This is a genomic window from Streptomyces sp. NPDC017225 (assembly GCF_044331465.1).
Classification (GTDB): domain Bacteria; phylum Actinomycetota; class Actinomycetes; order Streptomycetales; family Streptomycetaceae; genus Streptomyces.
In genome coordinates, this window is the sequence record NZ_JBIRNE010000038.1 from 1 (window position 1) to 21,424 (window position 21,424).

5 protein-coding genes are annotated in these 21,424 nt (G+C 72.6%); all 5 read left to right on the plus strand.

Annotated elements, in window-relative coordinates; translation table 11 throughout:
- Positions 1-2,520, plus strand: a 2,520-nt coding sequence (locus ACH4NX_RS37690) for an SDR family NAD(P)-dependent oxidoreductase (RefSeq protein ID WP_398130333.1), incomplete at its 5' end; no start/stop codon positions are given.
- Positions 2,521-2,691: 171 nt separating this feature from the next.
- Complete coding sequence (locus tag ACH4NX_RS37695) at positions 2,692-8,253, plus strand: SDR family NAD(P)-dependent oxidoreductase (RefSeq protein WP_398130334.1); 5,562 nt, start codon at positions 2,692-2,694, stop codon at positions 8,251-8,253.
- Positions 8,254-8,302: 49 nt separating this feature from the next.
- Positions 8,303-19,198 (plus strand): type I polyketide synthase, encoded by a 10,896-nt coding sequence (locus ACH4NX_RS37700; protein WP_398130335.1) that lies wholly within the window; start codon positions 8,303-8,305, stop codon positions 19,196-19,198.
- A gap of 33 nt (positions 19,199-19,231) precedes the next feature.
- Entirely contained in the window at positions 19,232-20,011 is a 780-nt protein-coding gene (locus ACH4NX_RS37705) for an arylamine N-acetyltransferase (protein ID WP_398130336.1), read from the plus strand.
- Positions 20,012-20,073: 62 nt separating this feature from the next.
- Positions 20,074-21,417, plus strand: a complete 1,344-nt coding sequence (locus tag ACH4NX_RS37710; protein WP_351400869.1) for an NAD(P)/FAD-dependent oxidoreductase — start codon at positions 20,074-20,076, stop codon at positions 21,415-21,417.
- Positions 21,418-21,424 lie beyond the last annotated feature (7 nt).

The following is a 21,424-nucleotide window of genomic DNA, read 5'->3' on the forward strand; positions in this document are numbered from 1 at the left end:
GCACCGGGCGAGAACGGGACGCGCACCGTGGAGATCTTCTCCCAGCGCGAGGACGCCCCCGGCGACAAGGACGCCTGGACACGGCACGCCACCGGCATGCTGGCGGTCGTGCCGCAAACGGGTGACAGCGCCTCCGGGTTCGACTTCGCCGCCTGGCCGCCGGCCGACGCCCAGCAGGTGGAGCTGGACACCGGTGACCTGTACGACGGTCTGCTCGAGCGCGGTTACGCGTACGGCCCGGCGTTCCAGGGAGTGCGTGCGGTGTGGCGGCGCGGCGAGGAACTCTTCGCCGAGGTCGCACTGCCCGACGAGGAGCGTGAGGAATCCGGAGCCTTCGGCATCCACCCCGCGCTGCTCGATGCCGCCCTCCAGGCCGGGACCTTCGCCGTCGCGGCGGACACGCCGGAGGAGGAGGCCGGGCAGCCGGTGATGCCGTTCGCGTGGAACGGCCTGGTGCTGCACGCGGCCGGTGCCTCGGCGCTGCGGGTGCGGGTCGCGCCGAACGGTCCGGACGCACTGTCCGTCGCGGCGGCGGACGAAGCGGGCGCCCCGGTGCTGACGATGGACTCGCTGGTGATGCGGGCGGTGTCCATCGAGCAGTTGGGTGCCAAGGCAGCGGAGGAGAGCCGCGACTCGCTCTTCGCGGTGCAGTGGACCGAACTGCCCTTGGCCCGGGAGGCGGAGCCCGCGCCACCGTGGCTGCCGGTGACGACGGCCGACGAGCTGGCCGCCCTGACCGCCGACGGTGGAGCCCCGGCGGTGGCGGTCCTGGAGGCCGTCGGCAGTGAGGGCGACGACGCCGTACTCGCGCTAACCTCCAAGGTCCTGGAGATGGTGCAGGTGTGGCTGGGCGCATCCGGCGGCGAGGAGTCCCGCCTCGTGGTGGCGACCCGGGGCGCGGTGCCCGCCGGCGAAGCGGGTGCGGTGACCGACCCCGCCGGAGCGGCGGTGTGGGGTCTGGTGCGTGCCGCCCAGTCCGAGAACCCCGACCGTGTCGTTCTGATCGACACCGACCCCGACGCCGAAAGCGGTGTGGAGTCGGTGCTGGACTCCGTCCTCGCGGCGGTGCTGGCCAGTGGTGAGCCGCAGATCGCGGTGCGCGGCACCACCCTCTCCGTGCCCCGCCTCGCCCGCGCCGGCGTCCCCGAGGCGGTCGGGGCTCCGGTGTTCCGGCCCCAGGGGACCGTGCTGGTCTCGGGCGGCGGCTCGCTGGGGGCCTTGGCGGCCCGGCATCTGGTCACGCGGCACGGCGTGCGACACCTGGTCCTGGCCAGTCGCCGGGGCCCGGATGCCGAGGGTGCCAAGGAACTGGTCGCCGAGTTGGCCGAGCACGGGGCGACGGCCTCCGTCGTGGCCTGCGACGTGTCCGACCGCGCGCAGGTCGAGAACCTGCTCGCCCGGATTCCGGAGGAGCACCCCCTGCGAGGTGTGGTGCACACGGCCGGTGTGTTCGACCCGGGGGTGATCGGAGCACTCACCTCGGAGCGGCTGGCGAAGGTGTTCGCGCCGAAGGTGGACGCCGTACGCCACCTCGACGAGCTCACCCGCCCCCTGGCTCTGGACGCCTTCGTCGCCTACTCCTCCGCCTCGTCCGTCTTCATGGGCGCCGGCAGCGGCGGCTACGCGGCGGCCAACGCCTTCCTGGACGGGCTGATGGCCCACCGCCGCGCGGCCGGGGTGCCCGGGCTCTCGCTGGCCTGGGGTCCCTGGGAGCAGGTCACCGGCATGGCCGGCAACATCGACGACCTCACCAGGACCCGCATGAGCCGGCGCGAAGGACGTGGCGGAGTCATGGCGCTCCGGTCGGCCGAGGGCATGGAGCTGTTCGACGCCGCGCTGCGGTCCGAGCACTCACTGCTCGTGCCGGCCGACCTGGACCTGCGGGCCGTACGTGCCGACGCGGCGGCGGGCGGCGGAGTGCCGCACCTGCTGCGCGGCCTGGTCCGCGCGGGCCGGCAGTCGGCACGGTCGGCCGCCGGCAGCGGTGGCGACCGGCGACAGCTGTCCGACCGGCTGGCGGGACTTTCCGCGGCGAAGCAGGAAGCTCTGCTCCTCGGGGTCGTCTGCGCGCAGGCCGCCGTCGTGCTCGGTCACAGCGGACCGGAGAGCGTCCGGGTGGAAATGGCGTTCAACGAAGCCGGATTCGACTCGCTCACGTCCGTGGAGCTGCGCAACCGGTTGCGCGAGGCGACCGGCCTCAAGCTGCCCGCCACGCTGGTCTTCGACCACCCGACCCCGCAGGCCCTCGCCCGCTATCTGCGGACCGAACTCGCGGTCGACGAGGCGGCTCCCGCCGACACGGTGCTGGCCGGTCTCGCCGGTCTGGAAGCGGCCATCGAGACAGCGGGAGCCGACGAAGAGGCCCGCGAGCGGATCACCGCGCGTCTGCTGGAACTGCTGCGGGTGGCCGAGGCGACGGACGGCCCCGGCGAGGGCCCGGGCGGTGCCGACTCGTCCGACGAGGATCTCGACACCGCCAGTGACGAGGAGCTGTTCGCGCTCGTCGACCAGCTCGACTGACGCGGCCGAGACGCACCAGACGCACCAGACGCACCCGTGCGGGCCGTGCCCCCGTGAGCCCGGCCCGCACGGTCCCGCACGGCTCCATACGGTCCCGCACGGTTCCATACGGACGGTGCGGCATCCCACCCATGGCCATCGCACACATTCATTTCCTGGGGGTTGAATCCAGTGGCTGACGAGGCAGAACTCCGCGACTATCTCAAGAGGGCCATCGCCGACGCCCGTACTGCCCGCAAGCGGCTGCGCGAGGTCCAGGAGGAGGCGCGCGAGCCGATCGCCATCGTCTCCATGGCGTGCCGGTACCCGGGGGGTGTCTCCTCGCCCGAGGAACTGTGGACGCTGGTCGCCGAAGGCGTCGACGCGGTCTCGGACTTCCCGGAGGACCGGGGCTGGGACCTGGAGGGACTCTTCGACGCGGACCCCGACCATCCGGGCACGTCGTACGTCACCCAGGGCGGCTTTCTGCAAGGCGCCGGTCTCTTCGACGCGGGCTTCTTCGGGATCTCGCCGCGCGAGGCGCTGGCGATGGACCCGCACCAGAGGCTGCTCCTGGAAACCTCCTGGGAGGCGGTTGAGCGGGCGGGTATCGACCCGCTCTCGCTCAAGGGCGCCGATGTCGGCGTGTTCTCCGGACTGTCCGGTCAGGGCTACGGTGCCGGCGCCGGTGTGGTGACCCCGGAAACCGAGGGTTTCGCGGGCACCGGCGCGTCGTCGAGTGTGGCGTCGGGCCGGGTGTCGTACGTCTTCGGTTTCGAGGGCCCGGCGGTGTCCCTCGACACCGCCTGTTCCTCGTCGCTGGTGGCCATTCATCTGGCGGCTCAGGCCCTGCGCCAGGGCGAGTGCTCGATGGCGCTGGCCGGCGGTGCGATGGTGATGGCCACTCCCGGCAACTTCGTGGCGTTCTCGCGTCAGCGGGGCCTGGCCGCCGACGGCCGCTGCAAGGCGTTCGCGGACGGTGCGGACGGCATGGGCCTGGCCGAGGGCGTCGGGGTCGTGCTCCTGGAGCGTCTGTCGGTCGCCCGAAAGCGCGGGCACCGGGTGCTCGCTGTGCTGCGGGGCAGTGCGGTGAACCAGGACGGCGCGTCCAACGGTCTGACGGCTCCGAACGGCCCCTCGCAGCAACGGGTGATCCGGCGGGCCCTGGCCAGCGCGGGAATGGCGGCTGCGGACGTGGACGTCGTCGAGGCCCACGGGACGGGGACGGCGCTGGGTGACCCGATCGAGGCGCAGGCGCTGCTGGCCACGTACGGCAAGGACCGTGACGCGGAGCGGCCGTTGTGGCTGGGTTCGTTGAAGTCGAACATCGGGCACACCCAGGCGGCCGCGGGTGTGGGAAGCGTCATCAAGATGGTGCAGGCGCTGCGGCACGCGACCCTGCCGCCCACCCTCCACGTGGACGCGCCTACGACTGAGGTCGACTGGTCGGCGGGTGCGGTGGAGTTGTTGACCGAGGCGCGGGAGTGGCCGCGTGAGGGCCGTCCGCGCCGGGCCGGTGTCTCGTCCTTCGGGGTGAGCGGGACGAACGCGCACCTGATTCTGGAGGAGGCGCCCGAGGAGGCGGCGGCGGAGCGATCGGTTACGCCTGCTGGTGTGGTGCCGTTGGTGGTGTCGGCGCGTAGTGCGGGGTCTCTGGCCGGGCAGGCGGGGCGGCTCGCGTCCTTCGTCGAGGAGGCCGGTGGGGGTTCTCTGACGGGCGTCGCCGGCGCGCTGGTGACCGGCCGTGCGGTGCTGGGTGAGCGTGCGGTGGTGGTGGCCGGCTCGGACGATGAGGCTGTCGCTGGTCTGCGTGCCCTCGCCCGTGGCGAGAGCACGGCCGGAGTCCTTTCCGGTTCGGGGGCGCCCGGCAAGGTCGTATGGGTCTTCCCCGGTCAGGGCTCGCAGTGGGCGGGTATGGGCCGGGAGCTGCTCGATTCCTCGCCGGTGTTCGCGGCGCGGGTGGGGGAGTGTGCGGCGGCCTTGGAGCCGTTCATCGACTGGTCACTCGTCGATGTGCTGCGCGGTGATGCTGACCCGGGTCTGCTGGATCGGGTCGATGTCCTTCAGCCGGCGAGTTTCGCTGTGATGGTGGGGTTGGCGGCGGTGTGGGCGTCGGTGGGTGTGGAGCCCGACGCGGTGGTGGGGCATTCGCAGGGTGAGATCGCTGCCGCGTGTGTGTCGGGGGCGTTGTCGCTGGAGGATGCGGCGCGGGTGGTGGCGTTGCGCAGTCAGGCCATCGCCGGGCAGCTCGCCGGGCGTGGCGGTATGGCCTCCGTTGCCCTGAGTGAAGAAGAGGTGGTCGCGCGGCTGGGGCGTTGGGCGGACCGGGTCGAGGTGGCCGCGGTGAACGGCCCGTCGTCGGTCGTGGTGGCTGGTGATGCCGGGGCGCTGGACGAGGTGCTGGAGGCTCTGGCCGCTGAGGGTGTCCGGGTGCGGCGGGTGGCGGTGGACTACGCCTCGCACACCCGGCATGTGGAGGACATCCGTGACGCTCTTGCCAAGACGCTGTCGGGTGTCGAGGCTCAGGCACCGTCGATTCCGTTCTACTCGACCGTCACCGGCGGGTGGGTGGAAGCGGCGGGTGTTCTGGACGGCGGCTACTGGTACCGCAATCTCCGCGGCCAGGTCGGATTCGGCCCGGCGGTGGGGGAGTTGGTCGGTCAGGGTCATGGTGTCTTCGTCGAGGTCAGCGCCCACCCGGTGCTGGTCCAGCCGATCACCGAGATCCTCGACGAGAGCGATGCCTCGGGCACCGGCACCATAGTCACCGGCTCGCTGCGCCGTGAGGACGGGGGGCTGCGTCGTCTGCTGGCGTCGATGGCGGAGTTGTTCGTGCGGGGTGTCACCGTCGACTGGGCCGGGATACTCCCGGCCGGGGCGACCTCGGCCCGGCTCGACCTGCCCACGTACGCCTTCGACCACCAGCACTACTGGCTCCAGGCGACCGACGCCCCCACCGACGCTGCGTCCCTCGGGCTGGCCGGGACGGATCACCCGCTGCTGGGCGCGATGGTGGAGCTGCCGCACTCCGACGGGCTGGTGTTCACTTCCCGTCTGTCGTTGAAGGCGCAGCCCTGGCTGGCCGACCACGTGATCGGCGACATGGCGCTGCTGCCGGGCACGGGACTCGTCGAACTGGCGGTCCGGGCCGGTGACGAGATCGGCTGCGGTGTGCTGGAGGAGCTGGTCATCGAGGCGCCGTTGGTGGTGCCGGAGCAGGGCGGGGTGCGGGTCCAGGTCGCCGTCGGCGCACCGGGCGAGAACGGGACGCGTTCCGTCGAGGTGCACTCGCAGCGTGATGAGGTCTCTGAAGACGGGGACGCGTGGACGCGGCACGCCACCGGAATCCTCGCGGCGACGGCCCCGGCGCGCGCAACCGGGTTCGACTTCGCGGCCTGGCCGCCCCCGGGCGCCCGGCGGGTCGAGGTCGATGCCGCCGACTTCTACGACGAACTGCGTGAGCGCGGTGTCGGCTACGGCCCGGCGTTCCAGGGAGTGCGTGCCGTGTGGCGCCGCGACGAGGAGGTCTTCGCCGAGGTCGCCCTGCCCGAGGAACACCGCAAGGAGGCAGGAAGGTTCGGCATCCATCCCGCCCTGCTGGACGCGGCCCTGCAGACGGGCACGTTCGGTGGTGCGCTCGCCGGGGACACGCCGGAGGAGGAAGCCGGCCGGCCGGTGCTGGCGTTCGCGTGGAACGGCCTGGTGCTGCACGCGGCGGGTGCCTCGGCGCTGCGGGTACGGGTCGCGCCGAGCGGCCCGGACGCCCTGTCGGTCGAGGCGGCGGACGAGACCGGCGCCCTGGTCGTGACGATGGACTCGCTGGTGTCCCGGGCGGTGTCCGCCGAGCAGTTGGACACGGCGGCGGGCACGGTCGCCGCCGACTCGCTGTTCCGCGTGGACTGGCGTGAACTGTCCCCGGCGCCGGCGCCGGCGCCGGAGTCGGTACCCACGTGGGCGGCGGTGGGGACTGCGGACGAGGTCGGCGCGCTGGCCGAAGGCACCGTGGCCCCACAAGCGGCGGTCCTGGAGGCCGTGGGCGGTGCGGGCCACGATGCCGTACTGGCGCTGACCTCCCGTGTCCTCACCGTGGTACAGACGTGGCTGGCCGCGGGCGGGCTCGACGATTCGCGGCTCGTCGTCGTCACCCGGGGCGCGGTTGCCGCCGGTGGCGATGCCACGGTGACCGACCCGGCCGGGTCGGCGGTGTGGGGCCTGGTACGGGCCGTGCAGGCGGAGAATCCCGACCGTATCGTCCTCCTGGACACCGACCAGCTCTCCGCGGACCCGGCGGACACCGTGCCGCGGGCCGTCCTCGCGGCGGTGCTGGCCAGTGGTGAGCCGCAGATCGCGGTGCGCGGCACCACCCTCTCCGTGCCCCGCCTCGCCCGCGCCGGCGCCCCCGACACGCACCCGGTGTTCGGGCCGCGGGGGACCGTCCTGGTGTCGGGCGGGGGGTCCCTGGGCGAACTCGTCACACGGCACCTCGTCGTCCGGCACGGCGTGCGGCACCTGATCCTGGCCAGTCGCCGGGGACCGGATGCCGAGGGTGTGCGGGAACTGGCCGCCGAACTCACCGAGCACGGGGCGACGGTCTCCGTCGTGGCCTGCGACATGTCCGACCGTGCGCAGGTCGAGTCCCTGCTCGCCGGGGTTCCGGAGGAGCACCCCCTGCGAGGTGTGGTGCACACGGCCGGCGTGTTCGAGGCCGGGCTCGTCGAGACCCTGACCTCGGAACGGCTGGCGAGGGTGTTCGCGCCGAAGGTGGACGCCGTACGCCACCTCGACGAGCTGACCCGCCCCCTGGCCCTGGACGCCTTCGTCGTCTACTCCTCCGCCTCGTCCGTCTTCATGGGCGCCGGCAGCAGCGGTTACGCGGCCGCGAACGCCTTCCTGGACGGGCTGATGGCCCACCGCCGCGCGGCGGGAGTGCCCGGCCTCTCCCTGTCCTGGGGCACGTGGGCACACGCCACCAACATGACCACCCACCTCAGCACCGACGACCAGGCCCGGATGAGCCGGCGCGCGAACCGCGACGGAGTCGTCGCGCTCCAGCCCGCCGAAGGCATGGAGCTGTTCGACGCCGCGGTCGGCACCGTGGACTCACTGCTGGTGCCGGTCAAACTGGACCTGCGAGGCGTGCGGGCCGGTGCGGCGGGCGGCGGAGCGGTGCCGCATCTGCTGCGCGGCCTCGTGCCCGCCGGCCGGCAGCAGGCGCGGGCGGCGGCGGCACAGGACGGCGACCTGCTGCGCCGGCTGTCCGGGCTCCCCGGGCCGGAGCAGGAGGCCATGATCCTCGACCTGGTGCGCACTCAGGCCGCGGTCGTGCTCGGCCACAGCGGACCGGAGAGCGTCAAGGCGGAGACCGCGTTCAAGGACGTCGGATTCGACTCCCTCACGTCGGTGGAGCTGCGCAACCGGATGCGCGAGGTGACCGGCAGGAAACTGCCCGCCACGCTGGTCTTCGACCACCCGACCCCGCTCATGCTCGCCCGCTTCCTGCGCGACGAACTCGGCATCGGCGACGACGTGTTGTCGAGGGTGAACACGAAGATAGAAGACGTCGAGTCGCTCCTCGGTGCAGTGAGCCTCGACGAATCCATGAGGACCAGTATCGCGTTGCGTCTTCAGGGCCTGGTGGCCAGGTGCAATGGAGTGGTCGAGCAGACGGACGGTTCCACGGTCGCGGAGAAGCTGGAATCCGCATCGGCCGACGAAGTCCTCGACTTCATCGACGGAGAACTCGGGCTCGTGTGACGCCGGTTCAGGGCACCGGCACCGCCACATCTCTCGTGAGGACTGACGAATGGCCACGGACGAAAAGCTCCTCAAGTACCTCAAGCGTGTCACCACGGAACTGCACACCCTGCGCAAGCAGGGCTCCTCGCACGCGGGTGAGCCGATAGCGATCGTGGGCACGGCGTGCCGGCTGCCCGGCGGTGTGGCGGGTCCCGAGGATCTGTGGCGGTTGGTGCGGGACGGCCGGGACGCCGTGTCGGGGTTCCCCGATGACCGGGGCTGGGAGCTCGAGGGCCTGTTCGACCCGGACCCGGACAATCCCGGCACGTCTTACACCGACCAGGGCGGCTTCCTTCAGGGCGCGGGCCTTTTCGACGCGGGGTTCTTCGGGATCTCGCCGCGTGAGGCGCTGGCGATGGATCCGCAGCAGCGGCTGCTCCTGGAGACCTCCTGGGAAGCCCTGGAGCGGGCGGGCATCGATCCCGTCTCGCTCAAGGGTACGGACGTCGGTGTGTTCTCGGGTGTCTCCAGCCAGGGCTACGGTTCCGGCGCCGGCGGCGTCGCGCCCGAGCTGGAGAGCTTCACCGGCACCGGCGTGGCGTCGAGTGTGGCGTCGGGCCGGGTGTCGTACGTCTTCGGCTTCGAGGGCCCCGCGGTGTCGGTGGACACGGCGTGCTCGTCGTCCCTCGTCGCCATCCACCTCGCCGCGCAGGCACTGCGGCAGGGCGAGTGCTCGCTGGCGCTGGCCGGCGGCGCGATGGTGATGTCGACGCCGGGGACCTTCGTGGTCTTCTCCCGGCAGCAGGGCATGGCCGCCGACGGGCGGTGCAAGGCGTACTCCGACGGCGCGGACGGGATGGGCCTGGCCGAGGGCGCGGGTGTGGTGGTCCTGGAGCGGCTCTCGGAGGCCCGTGAGCGCGGGCACCGGGTCCTCGCGGTCATCAGGGGCAGCGCGGTGAACCAGGACGGCGCGTCCAACGGTCTGACGGCTCCGAACGGCCCGTCACAACAGCGGGTGATCCGCAAGGCGCTGGCCGGGGCCGGGCTGGTCGCCGCGGACGTGGACGTGGTGGAGGGGCACGGGACCGGCACGGCACTGGGCGACCCGATCGAGGCGCAGGCGCTCCTGGCCACGTACGGGCAAGGACGCGATCCCCAGCACCCGCTGTGGCTCGGCTCGTTGAAGTCGAACATCGGGCACACCCAGGCCGCCGCGGGCGTGTCCAGTGTCATCAAGATGGTCGAGGCGCTGCGGCACGGCATCATGCCCCCGACGCTGCACACCCAGGAGCCGACGACCGAGGTCGACTGGTCGGCGGGCGCGGTCGAGCTGCTCAACGAGGCCAGGGAATGGCCGCGCGACGGCCACCCTCGGCGCGCCGGAGTCTCCTCGTTCGGTATCAGCGGCACGAACGCCCATCTGATCCTCGAAGAGGCCCCCGCGGAGGAGGCCGCCCGCGTCGCGGAGGACGAGACGCCCGGGGAGGAAGCCGATGCCCGGGGCACCGGCGAGGAGACGGCCACCGAGGAGGGGACGGAGCGGGCCGGGCGGGAAACGGCGGAAGCGGCCATCGCGGGTGTGGTGCCCCTGGTGGTGTCGGCACACAGCGAAGCCTCCCTGGCGGGCCAGGCCGGGCGACTGGCCGCGTACCTGGACGCCGGGCCGCGCACCGGCTCGGACGCCGACCCGGACTCCGAATCGGACGCCGGGGCGGGCTCCGGCCCGGACGCGGCGCCGTTGCCGCACGTGGCCGGTGCGTTGCTGTCGGAGCGGGCGCTGCTCCGGGAACGCGCGGTGGTCCTGGCCGACTCGGCCCAGGAGGCCTCGGCCGGGCTCGGGGCGCTGGCCCGCGGCGAGCACGCCGCCGGGGTCGTCACCGGCAGGGCGTCCGGTACGGGCGGGCCGGGCAAGGTCGTATGGGTGTTCCCGGGCCAGGGATCGCAGCGCGCGGGAGCGGGACGTGAGCTGTACGACCGCCACCCGGTGTTCGCCCGGGCCCTGGACGAGGCGTGCGAGCAGCTCGACGCCTTCCTCGCCGGGTGGATCGACCATCCCGTACGGGAAGTGGTCCTGGGCAGGGTGCCGGGCAGCTCCGAACTGCTGAAGCAGACGGTGTTCACCCAGGCGGGCCTGTTCGCGGTCGAGACCGCCCTGTTCCGGCTTCTGGAGTCCTGGGGCGTACGGCCGGACGCGGTCATCGGACACTCCATCGGCGAGGTCGCCGCCGCGCACGCGGCCGGGGTGCTGTCGCTGCGGGACGCGGCGCGTCTCGTCGCGGCCCGGGGCCGGCTGATGCAGGCCCTGCCCCCGGGCGGGGCGATGGTCGCGGTCGCCGCCGACGAGACGGAAGTCGCCGGCCTGCTCGGTGACGGTGTGGAGGTCGCGGCGGTCAACGGCCCCGCCTCCGTGGTGCTCTCCGGTGACGAGGAAGCCGTCCTCGCCGCGGCCGGCCGGCTGCGGGAACGGGGCCGCAAGACGAAGCGCCTGGCGGTCTCCCACGCGTTCCACTCCCTGCGCATGGAGCCGATGCTGGCCGACTTCGCCGCGGAACTGACCGAGGTGGAGTGGCAGGCACCGGCGATCCCGGTGATCTCGAACGTGACCGGGCGCCTCGCCGCGCCCGACGAACTCGCCGGCCCGGAGTACTGGGCCGGGCACGTGCGCCGGCCGGTGCGGTTCGCCGAGGGGATCGCGGCCGCGGTCGAGTACGGCGCCACGCTCTTCGTCGAACTGGGCCCGGGCGCGGCCCTGACGGGACTGGTAGAGGAGACGGCCACCGCCGCCGGCGTCGACCCGACGTGTGTGGCGGCACTGCGTGACGGCCGCCCGGAGGTGCGGACCCTGCTGGCCTCGATGGCGGAACTGTTCGTACGCGGTGTCCCCGTGGACTGGACGAGCGTGCTGCCGCGGGCCGGGTCGGGTCCGGAGGTCGTGGACCTGCCGACGTATGCCTTCGACCACCAGCACTACTGGCTTCAGACGGCGGGGTCGGTGACCGACGCGGTGTCGTTGGGGCAGGTGGCGGCGGATCATCCGCTGCTTGGTGCGGTGGTGCGTCTGCCGCAGACCGACGGGCTGGTGTTCACCTCCCGTCTGTCGTTGAAGGCGCAGCCCTGGCTGGCCGACCACAGGGTCGGCACAGTGGTGCTCGTCCCCGGTACCGGGTTGGTGGAGCTGGCCGTGCGGGCCGGTGACGAGGCTGGTTGCGGTGTGCTGGAGGAGCTGGTCATCGAGGCGCCGTTGGTGGTGCCGGAGCAGGGCGGGGTTCGGGTCCAGGTCGCCGTCGGCGCACCGGGCGAGAACGGGTCGCGCACCGTGGAGATCTTCTCCCAGCGCGAGGACGCCCCCGGCGACAAGGACGCCTGGACACGGCACGCCACCGCCACCCTCACCACCGAACCCCCTGCCCGGCGCGACGGGTTCGGCTTCACCGCGTGGCCGCCGGCCGGCGCGGAGAGCGTCGAGATCGGTGACTTCTACGGCGACCTGAGCGGACGCGGCTACGGCTACGGCCCCGCGTTCCAGGGCCTGCGCGCCGTGTGGCGGCGCGGCGACGAGATCTTCGCCGAGGCCGCCCTGCCCGAAGAGCAACGCGAGAGCGCGGACCGGTTCGGCATCCACCCGGCGCTCCTCGACGCCGCCCTGCACGCCGGAATGTTCGGCGCCGAGGCGGCGGACGCGGCGGACACGGCGGGCCAGAACCCCGGGCAGCCGGTCCTGCCGTTCGCGTGGAACGGCCTGGAACTGCACGCCGCCGGCGCTTCCGCGCTGCGTATCCGCCTGAGCACCGCCGGACCCGGCGCCGTGACACTCGAGGCGGCCGACGAGACCGGCGGCCCCGTCGTGACACTGGACTCCCTGGTGTCCCGGCCCGTCTCCGCCGACCAGCTGGAGCCGGTGACGGACTCGACGGTCGCCGACTCGCTGTTCCAGGTGGACTGGATCGAACCGCCGCCCGCCCAGGCGGCCCCCGACGCCCCCACCTGGGCGCCGGTGCTCACGGCCGACGACGTGGCGGACCTCGCCGGCGGCGCCGAGGTTCCGGCGATCGCGGTGCTGGGGGCCGTCACCGCCGACGACGGCGACGGTGAGGACGCCGTACTGGCGCTCACCTCGCGGGTGTTGAGCGTGGTGCAGGCGTGGCTGGCCGCCGACGGCCTCGACGAGTCCCGGCTCGTGGTGGCGACCCGGGGCGCGGTGCCCGCCGCTGACGGTGTGGTGACCGACCCGGCCGGGGCGGCCGTGTGGGGCCTGGTGCGCGCGGCGCAGGCGGAGAACCCCGACCGGATCACCCTGATCGACACCGACCCCGCCGCCGAGGACGGAGCCGTGCCCGTGCTGGGCGCGGTACTGGCCGGGGGAGAACCTCAGGCCGCCGTGCGCGGCACGGCACTGAAGGTGCCCCGGCTCGCCCGCGCCGGCGGGTCCGCTCCGGACACACCCCGCGTCTTCGCCCCGCAGGGGACGGTGCTGATCACGGGCGGCACCGGATCGCTGGGCGGCCTGGTCGCCCGGCACCTGGTCACCCGGCACGGCGTACGGCGGCTGCTCCTGGTCAGCCGGCGCGGCCCGGATGCCGAGGGCGCGCGGGAGCTGGTCGCCGAGCTCACCGAGCAGGGCGCGGCCGTGACGGTCGTGGCCTGTGACGTGTCCGACCGCGACCAGACCGAAGCCCTCCTCGCCCGGATACCGGACGAGCACCCCCTGCGCGGCGTGGTCCACACCGCGGGCGTCCTCGACGACGGAGTCATCGGGGCACTGACCCCCGACCGTCTGGCGAAGGTGTTCGCACCGAAGGCCGACGCCGTACGACACCTCGACGAACTGACCCGTGAGCTGGGCCTCGACCTCGACGCGTTCGTCGTGTTCTCGTCCGCCTCCGGCGTGTTCGGATCGGCGGGCCAGGGCAACTACGCGGCGGCCAACGCCTACCTTGACGGGCTGATGGCCGACCGCCGGGCCGCGGGTCTGCCCGGACTCTCGCTGGCCTGGGGCCTGTGGGAACAGAACGCCGGGATGACCGCCCACCTCGGCGACGCCGACCAGGCACGGGCCGACCGCGGGGGTGTCCTGGCGATCACCGCCACCGAGGGCACGGAACTGTTCGACGCCGCGCTCGTGTCCGGGCAGGCGCTGCTCGTGCCGATCAAGATGGACCTGAGCGGTGCACGGGCCGGCGCGGCGGCCGGGGCGGCGGTCCCGCACCTGCTGCGCGGCCTCGTACCGGCGGGACGCCGACAGGCACGAGCCGCGGCCGGCAAGGAGAACGACCTGCCCCGCCTGCTGTCCGGGCTCACCGAGGCGGAAGGGGAGACCCTGCTCCTCGACCTCGTGCGTACCCAGGCGGCGGTCGTCCTCGGTCACAGCGGACCGGACAGCGTCCGCGCGGACACCGCGTTCAACGAAGCCGGGTTCGACTCGCTCACCTCGGTGGAACTGCGCAACCGGCTGCGCGAGGCGACCGGCCTGAAGCTCCCCGCCACGCTGATCTTCGACTACCCGACGCCGCAGGCCCTCGCCGGCTATCTGCGTGAGGAGTTCGGGGACACGGCGGCGGCCGGCGCACCGGCCACGCCTCCCGCCGCCGTCGCGGACCCCGACGAGCCGATCGCGATCGTGGGCATGGCCTGCCGGCTGCCCGGCGGTGTGACGGGCCCCGACGACCTGTGGCGGCTGGTGTCCGAAGGCCGTGAGGGCATGTCCGCCTTCCCCGAGGACCGGGGCTGGGACCTGGAAGGCCTGTTCGACCCGGACCCGGAGAGCGCGGGCACGTCGTACACCAGCCAGGGCGGTTTCGTACGGGAAGCGGGTCTCTTCGACGCGGGGTTCTTCGGGATCTCACCGCGTGAGGCGCTGGCGATGGATCCGCAGCAGCGGCTGCTCCTGGAGACCTCCTGGGAAGCCCTGGAGCGGGCGGGCATCGACCCGACCTCTCTCAAGGGCACGGACGTCGGCGTGTTCTCCGGAGTGTCCAGCCAGGGTTACGGGGCCGGCGTGACCGCACCGGAACTGGAGGGCTTCGCGAGCACGGGCACGGCGTCGAGTGTGGCGTCGGGCCGGGTGTCGTACGTCTTCGGCTTTGAGGGCCCGGCGGTCACCGTGGACACCGCCTGCTCCTCGTCGCTGGTGGCGATGCATCTGGCCGCGCAGGCGCTGCGCCAGGGCGAGTGCACCATGGCCCTCGCCGGCGGCGTGACGGTGATGGCGACACCGGTCAGCTTCGTGGAGTTCTCGCGTCAGCGGGGCCTGGCCGGCGACGGCCGCTGCAAGGCCTACGCGGACGGTGCGGACGGCACCGGCTGGGCCGAGGGCGTCGGACTGGTCGTCCTGGAGCGTCTGTCGGTGGCGCGGGAGCGCGGGCACAAGGTCCTGTCGGTGCTGCGGGGCAGTGCGGTGAACCAGGACGGCGCGTCCAACGGTCTGACGGCTCCGAACGGCCCGTCACAGCAGCGGGTGATCCGCAAGGCGCTGGCCAGTGCCGGTCTCTCGGCTGCGGACGTGGACGTGGTGGAGGGACACGGCACCGGTACGGCCCTCGGCGATCCGATCGAGGCGCAGGCGCTGCTCGCCACGTACGGCAAGGACCGTGACGCGGAGCGGCCGTTGTGGCTCGGTTCGTTGAAGTCGAACATCGGGCACACCCAGGCGGCCGCGGGCGTGGGAAGCGTCATCAAGATGGTGCAGGCGCTGCGGCACGCGACCCTGCCGCCCACGCTGCATGTGGACGCGCCGTCGTCGCAGGTGGACTGGTCGGCGGGCGGCGTGGAGTTGCTGACCGAGGCGCGGGAGTGGCCGCGTGAGGGCCGTCCGCGCCGGGCCGGTGTCTCGTCCTTCGGCATCAGCGGGACGAACGCGCACCTGATCCTGGAGGAGGCGCCCGAGGAGGCGGCGGCGGAGCGATCGGTTGCGCCTGCTGGTGTGGTGCCGTTGGTGGTGTCGGCCCGTAGCGCGGGGTCTCTGGCCGGGCAGGCGAGGCGGCTCGCGGCCTTCGTCGAGGAAGCCGAAGCCGACGGGAACTCCCTGACGGACCTCGCCGGCGCATTGATCACCAGGAGGGCGCTGCAGACCGAGCGCGCGGTGGTGGTCGCCGACTCGGACGCGGAGGCGCTGGCGGGGCTGCGTGCCCTGGAGCGCGGTGAGAACCCGGCCTGCCTGGTCACCGGGAGGGTGAGCGGTTCGGGTGCGCCGGGGAAGGTGGTGTGGGTGTTCCCGGGGCAGGGCTCGCAGTGGGCGGGTATGGGCCGGGAGCTGCTCGATTCCTCGCCGGTGTTCGCGGCGCGGGTGGGGGAGTGTGCGGCGGCCCTGGAGCCGTTCATCGACTGGTCACTCGTCGATGTGCTGCGCGGTGATGCCGATCCGGGTCTGCTGGATCGGGTCGATGTCCTTCAGCCGGCGAGTTTCGCTGTGATGGTGGGGTTGGCGGCGGTGTGGGCGTCGGTGGGTGTGGAGCCCGACGCGGTGGTGGGGCATTCGCAGGGTGAGATCGCTGCCGCGTGTGTGTCGGGGGCGTTGTCGCTGGAGGATGCGGCGCGGGTGGTGGCGTTGCGCAGTCAGGCCATCGCCGGGCAGCTCGCGGGGCGTGGCGGTATGGCCTCGGTCGCGTTGAGCGAGAGCGAGGCGGTTGAGCGTCTGGGGCGTTGGGCGGACCGGGTCGAGGTGGCCGCGGTGAACGGGCCGTCGTCGGTCGTGGTGGCTGGTGATGCCGGGGCGCTGGACGAGGTGCTGGAGGTTCTGGCTGCTGAGGGTGTCCGGGTGCGGCGGGTGGCGGTGGACTACGCCTCGCACACCCGGCATGTGGAGGACATCCGAGAGATCCTCGCCGGCACGCTCGCCGGCGTCGAAGCTGCACAGCCGTCGATTCCGTTCTACTCGACCGTCACCGGCGGGTGGGTGGATGCGGCGGGTGTTCTGGACGGCGGCTACTGGTACCGCAATCTCCGCAGCCAGGTCGGTTTCGGCCCGGCTGTCGCCGGCCTTCTGGATCAGGGTCATGGTGTCTTCGTCGAGGTCAGCGCCCACCCGGTGCTGGTCCAGCCGATCACCGAGACCGTCTACGCCGCCGACGGGGACACGGACGCCGTGGTCACCGGCTCGCTGCGCCGTCAGGACGGGGGGCTGCGTCGTCTGCTGGCGTCGATGGCGGAGTTGTTCGTGCGGGGTGTCACCGTCGACTGGGCCGGGATACTCCCGGCCGGGGCGACCTCGGCCCAGCTCGACCTGCCCACGTACGCCTTCGACCACCAGCACTACTGGCTCCAGGCGACCGACGCCCCCACCGACGCTGCGTCCCTCGGGCTGGCCGGGACGGATCACCCGCTGCTGGGCGCGATGGTGGAGCTGCCGCACTCCGACGGGCTGGTGTTCACCTCCCGTCTGTCGTTGAAGGCGCAGCCCTGGCTGGCCGACCACAGGGTCGGCACAGTGGTGCTCGTCCCCGGTACCGGGTTGGTGGAGCTGGCCGTGCGGGCCGGTGACGAGGCCGGTTGCGGTGTGCTGGAGGAGCTGGTCATCGAGGCGCCGTTGGTGGTGCCGGAGCAGGGCGGGGTGCGGGTCCAGGTCGCCGTCGGCGCACCGGGCGAGAACGGGACGCGCACCGTGGACGTGTACTCGCGGCGCGAGGACGCCTCCCTGCGGACCGGCGCGGACGCGTGGACGCGGCACGCCACCGGCTTGCTGGCCGAGGTGCCGCAACCGGGCGCCGCCGGTACGGGAGGGTTCGACTTCGCCACCTGGCCGCCCCCGGGTGCTCAGCCGATGGACGTCGAGGGCGGTTACGGCCTTCTCACCGAGGTGGGATACGGCTACGGCCCGGCGTTCCAGGGTGTGCGCGCCCTGTGGCGGCGCGGCGAGGAGATCTTCGCCGAGGTCGCACTGCCCGAGGAACACCGCGAGGATGCACGAAGGTTCGGCATCCACCCCGCCCTGCTCGACGCGGCCCTGCACTCGCCCCTGCTGCAGATCGCGGGGGCGGTCGGGGCCGGCGACGGAGCCGAGGCCGGGCCGGACGGGCAGGAGTTGCGGCTGCCGTTCGCGTGGAACGGCCTGGTGCTGCATGCCGTCGGCGCCTCGGTCCTGCGGGTGCGCATCGCGCGCTGCGAGCAGGACGCGTTGTCGCTGGCGGCGGCGGACGAGGCCGGCGCCCTGGTCGTGACGATGGACTCGCTGGTGTCCCGGGTGGTCTCCGCCGAGCAGCTGGATTCGGCGGCGGACATCACGCGGGCCGACTCGTTGTTCCGGGTGGAGTGGACCGAACTGCTGCCACTCCAGGGAACGGAGATCGCGCCGTCCTGGGTGCCGGTCACCACCGCCGAGGACGTGGCCACCCTGGCCGACGACGTGGAATCGGGCGCCCCGGCGCCGGCCCTGGCGGTCCTGGAGGCCAACGGCGGTGAGGGCGACGACGCGGCGCTGGAGCTGGCCACCCGAGTGCTGGAGGTTGTGCAGTGCTGGCTGGACGGCCCCGGCCTGGAGGAGACACGGCTGGCCGTGGTGACCCGGGGCGCGGTGCCCGCCGGCGAGGTGGAGACGGTGACCGATCCGGCCGCGTCGGCGGTGTGGGGTCTGGTGCGCGCCGCGCAGGCCGAGAACCCCGACCGCGTCGTCCTGATCGACACCGATCCGGCCGACACCGATCCGGCCGGCACCGATCCGGCCGGCACCGATCCGGCCGGCACCGATCCGGCCGGCACCGACCCGGTCGAAGCGGTGGTGACCGCGCTGGGTGTGGCGCTGGCCGGCGGCGAGCCGCAGGTCGCGGTGCGTGGTACCACACTCTCCGTGCCCCGGCTCGTCCGTGCCGGTGCCCAGGACACGGGCCCGTCCACGGCGTTCGGGCGGCAGGGGACGGTTCTGGTCTCGGGTGCCGGGTCGCTGGGCGGCCTGGTCGCCCGGCATCTGGTCACGCGGCACGGTGTACGGCGTCTGGTCCTGGCCAGTCGCCGGGGCCCGGAGGCCGAGGGGGCGACGGAGCTGGTCACCGAGCTGGCCGAGCAGGGTGCGACCGTGGAGGTCGTGGCCTGTGACGTGTCCGACCGTGCCCAGGTCGAGGCCCTCCTGGCCGAGGTGTCCGACGAGCATCCGCTGCGCGGGGTCGTCCACACCGCGGGCGTGACCGACGACGGGGTCATCGCAGCGTTGACCCCGGAGCGGCTGGCGAGGGTGTTCGCACCCAAGGTGGACGCCGTACGCCACCTGGACGAGCTCACCCGCCCTCTGGCTCTGGACCTTTTCGTCGTCTACTCGTCCGTCTCGGCGGTCTTCATGGGCGCGGGCAGCGGCAGTTACGCGGCGGCCAACGCCTACCTGGACGGGCTGATGGCCAACCGCCGGGCGGCGGGCCTGCCGGGGCTGTCGCTGGCCTGGGGTCTGTGGGAGCAGACCAGCGGCATGGCGGCGGGCACCGACGACCTCACCAAGGCGCGGATGAACCGGCGCGGCGGCCTCCAGGCGATCACACCGGCCGAGGGCATGGAACTGTTCGACGCCGCGCTGGGCTCCGGACACGCGCAACTGGTGCCCGCGAAGCTGGACCTGACGTCGCTGCGCACCCGGGCCGGGGACGGCGGGGGAGTCCCGCACATGCTGCGCGGCCTGGTCCGCGCCGGCCGCCAGTCGGCCCACACGGCGAGCACCGGTGAGCAGGGGAAGGCCTTGTCCGAACGGCTGGCCGGCCTGCCCGCCGCCGAGCAGGCGCAGGTGCTGCTCGACCTCGTCCGGGACCAGGTGGCCGCGGTGCTGGGCCACAGCGCCACGTACCGGATCGACGCGGACCAGGGATTGTTCGAGGTCGGCTTCGACTCCCTCACCTCCATCGAACTGCGCAACCGGCTCCGCGACCTCACCGAGCGCAAGCTCCCGCCCAACCTGGTCTTCGACTACCCGACGGCAGGAATGCTCGCCGCTCACCTGCACGGGCTCATGTGCGGCGAACAGGCGGCGCTCCCCGTAGCGGTCTCCGTGTGAAGCGGCGATCCCCCACGAGAGAAGGTGACGAGAGTGTTCGACGTGGACAGGTACCTGGCGCGCATCGGCTGTGCCGGTGACACCGGTGTGGACATCGCGACGCTGCGGAAGCTGCACAGGAACCACCTCATGGCGATCCCGTACAACGGCGCCACCCAGGACTTCGCCGACGGCGTGCGGCTCGTCGAACTCGACGAGGACGCCACGTTCGAGACGTGCGTCGTCCAGGGGCGGGGCGGCACCTGCTTCCAGCTGAACCGGCTGTTCGCCCGGCTCCTGACGGAACTGGGCTACGACGTCACGCTGCTGGCGGCCAGCACCGCCGAGGGACGGGAGGCGTCCGGGCTCGACGTGGAGCACATGTTCAACCGCGTCGCCCTGGACGGCGCCGACCGGCTCGTGGACGTCGGCTACCCCGGCCCCTCCTACGTGGAACCCCTGCTGGTCTCCGACGAGGTGCAGAGCCAGTACGGATGCCAGTACCGCCTTGTCGACCGTGGTTCCAGGACCGCTCTACAGCGCAGGGGAAGGATCACGCGGTGGAGCGTCGTCTACACCTTCACGCTACAGGCCCGGCAGTGGAGCGACTGGAAGGAAATGGAGGAGTTCCTCGCCCGGGAGATCGCCGCGGACACCGCACCTCAGGACGGCCGGAAGATCCTGTGCGGCCGGGCCTTCGGAAACGGTCAGGCCGTCCTGAAGGGACGCCGGTACCTGACGGTCCGTGACGGCCGCGAGGAGACGCGCACGATCACGGACGACGACGAGCACCAGCGGCTGGTCTCCCACCTGCTGTCCGACGAATTCAGCTGAACCGCACTCCTGTCACCCAGCAGCGCTCCGGTCAAACGAGTTGGCACCAGAAAGGGAAGAAGATGGCGAAGGAATCAGCCGATGTGGTCGTGATCGGCGGAGGGCCGGCCGGTTCGGTCTGCGCCTACGTGCTGGCCAAGCAGGGGCACTCCGTGGTGCTCCTGGAGAAGGAGCGCGACTCCCGGTTCCACATCGGCGAGTCCCTGCTGCCGTACATGATGGGCCTGTTCGAGCGGATCGGACTGCGGGAGACGGTCGCGGCCCAGGGGTATGTGCCCAAGTTCGGCGGCGAGTTCATCGACCCGACCGAGAAGAAGTTCTTCGAGGGCGTCTTCCGCGCGGACTTCACCAAGCAGGGTGTGGGCCGGCACGACAACGCGTTCCAGGTGGAGCGCGCCAAGTTCGACCGGATGCTCACCGAGCAGGCCGAGGCCGCCGGCGCGCGGGTCCTGCTCGGCGCGAACGTGAACGAGCTGCTCATGGACGGTGACCGGATGGTCGGCGCCCGTTACGAGCGCGACGGTGAGACGCACGAGGTGCGCGCCGCCTACGTCGTCGACGCCAGCGGCCGCTCGGGGCGCATCGCGCACCGCTTCGGGCTGCGCAAGACCCTGGAGAAGCTCCGCATGGTCGCCGTGTTCCGCCACTACAGCGGTCTCGACGAGCGTCACAACCCCGGTGTCGAGGGCGACATCCAGGTCGCCGCCCACGACGACGGCTGGGTCTGGGCGATCCCGCTGACCAAGGACACCATCAGCGTGGGCACGGTCATGCCGCGCGACGTGCTGCGCGGGTCGACGACGGAGGAGAGGTTCGAGGAGCACCTGGCCCGGGTGCCGAGGATCGTCGAGCGCCTGACCGGCACCAGCCCCTCCATGGACCTCAAGGTCGAGACCGACTACTGCTACCACGCCGACACGGTCACCGGCCCCGGCTGGCTCATGGTCGGCGACGCCGGCTGCTTCGGCGACCCCATGTTCTCCGGCGGCGTCCTGGTGGCGACGGCCACCGCCGTCCGAGCCGCCGAGACACTCGGCGAGGTACTGGCCGACCCCTCGGCCGAGGACCGTCAGATGGAGCGGTACTCCAACTACTTCAAGACCGGCTACGACACCTACATCCGGCTCATCCACGCCTACTACGACGGCGAACTGGTCGCCATGGCCGCCGACGCCGCCCGCTCCACCGACCGCGACACCCTGGAGAAGTACCTCATGCGCCTGATCGGGGGCGACTTCTGGAGCGAGCACAACTCGGTGGCGCAGGAGATGCGGCGCCGCAAGGAGTGGGACACGTTCGAGCCGTTCCAGCGGGTCTACGGCTGCCCGTCCTATCCGCACCTGGACGAGCTCGACCGCAAGGAGCGGTCCGAGGCCCGCGTCCGCCGGGTGACGGCGGGCCGGTAGGAACGTC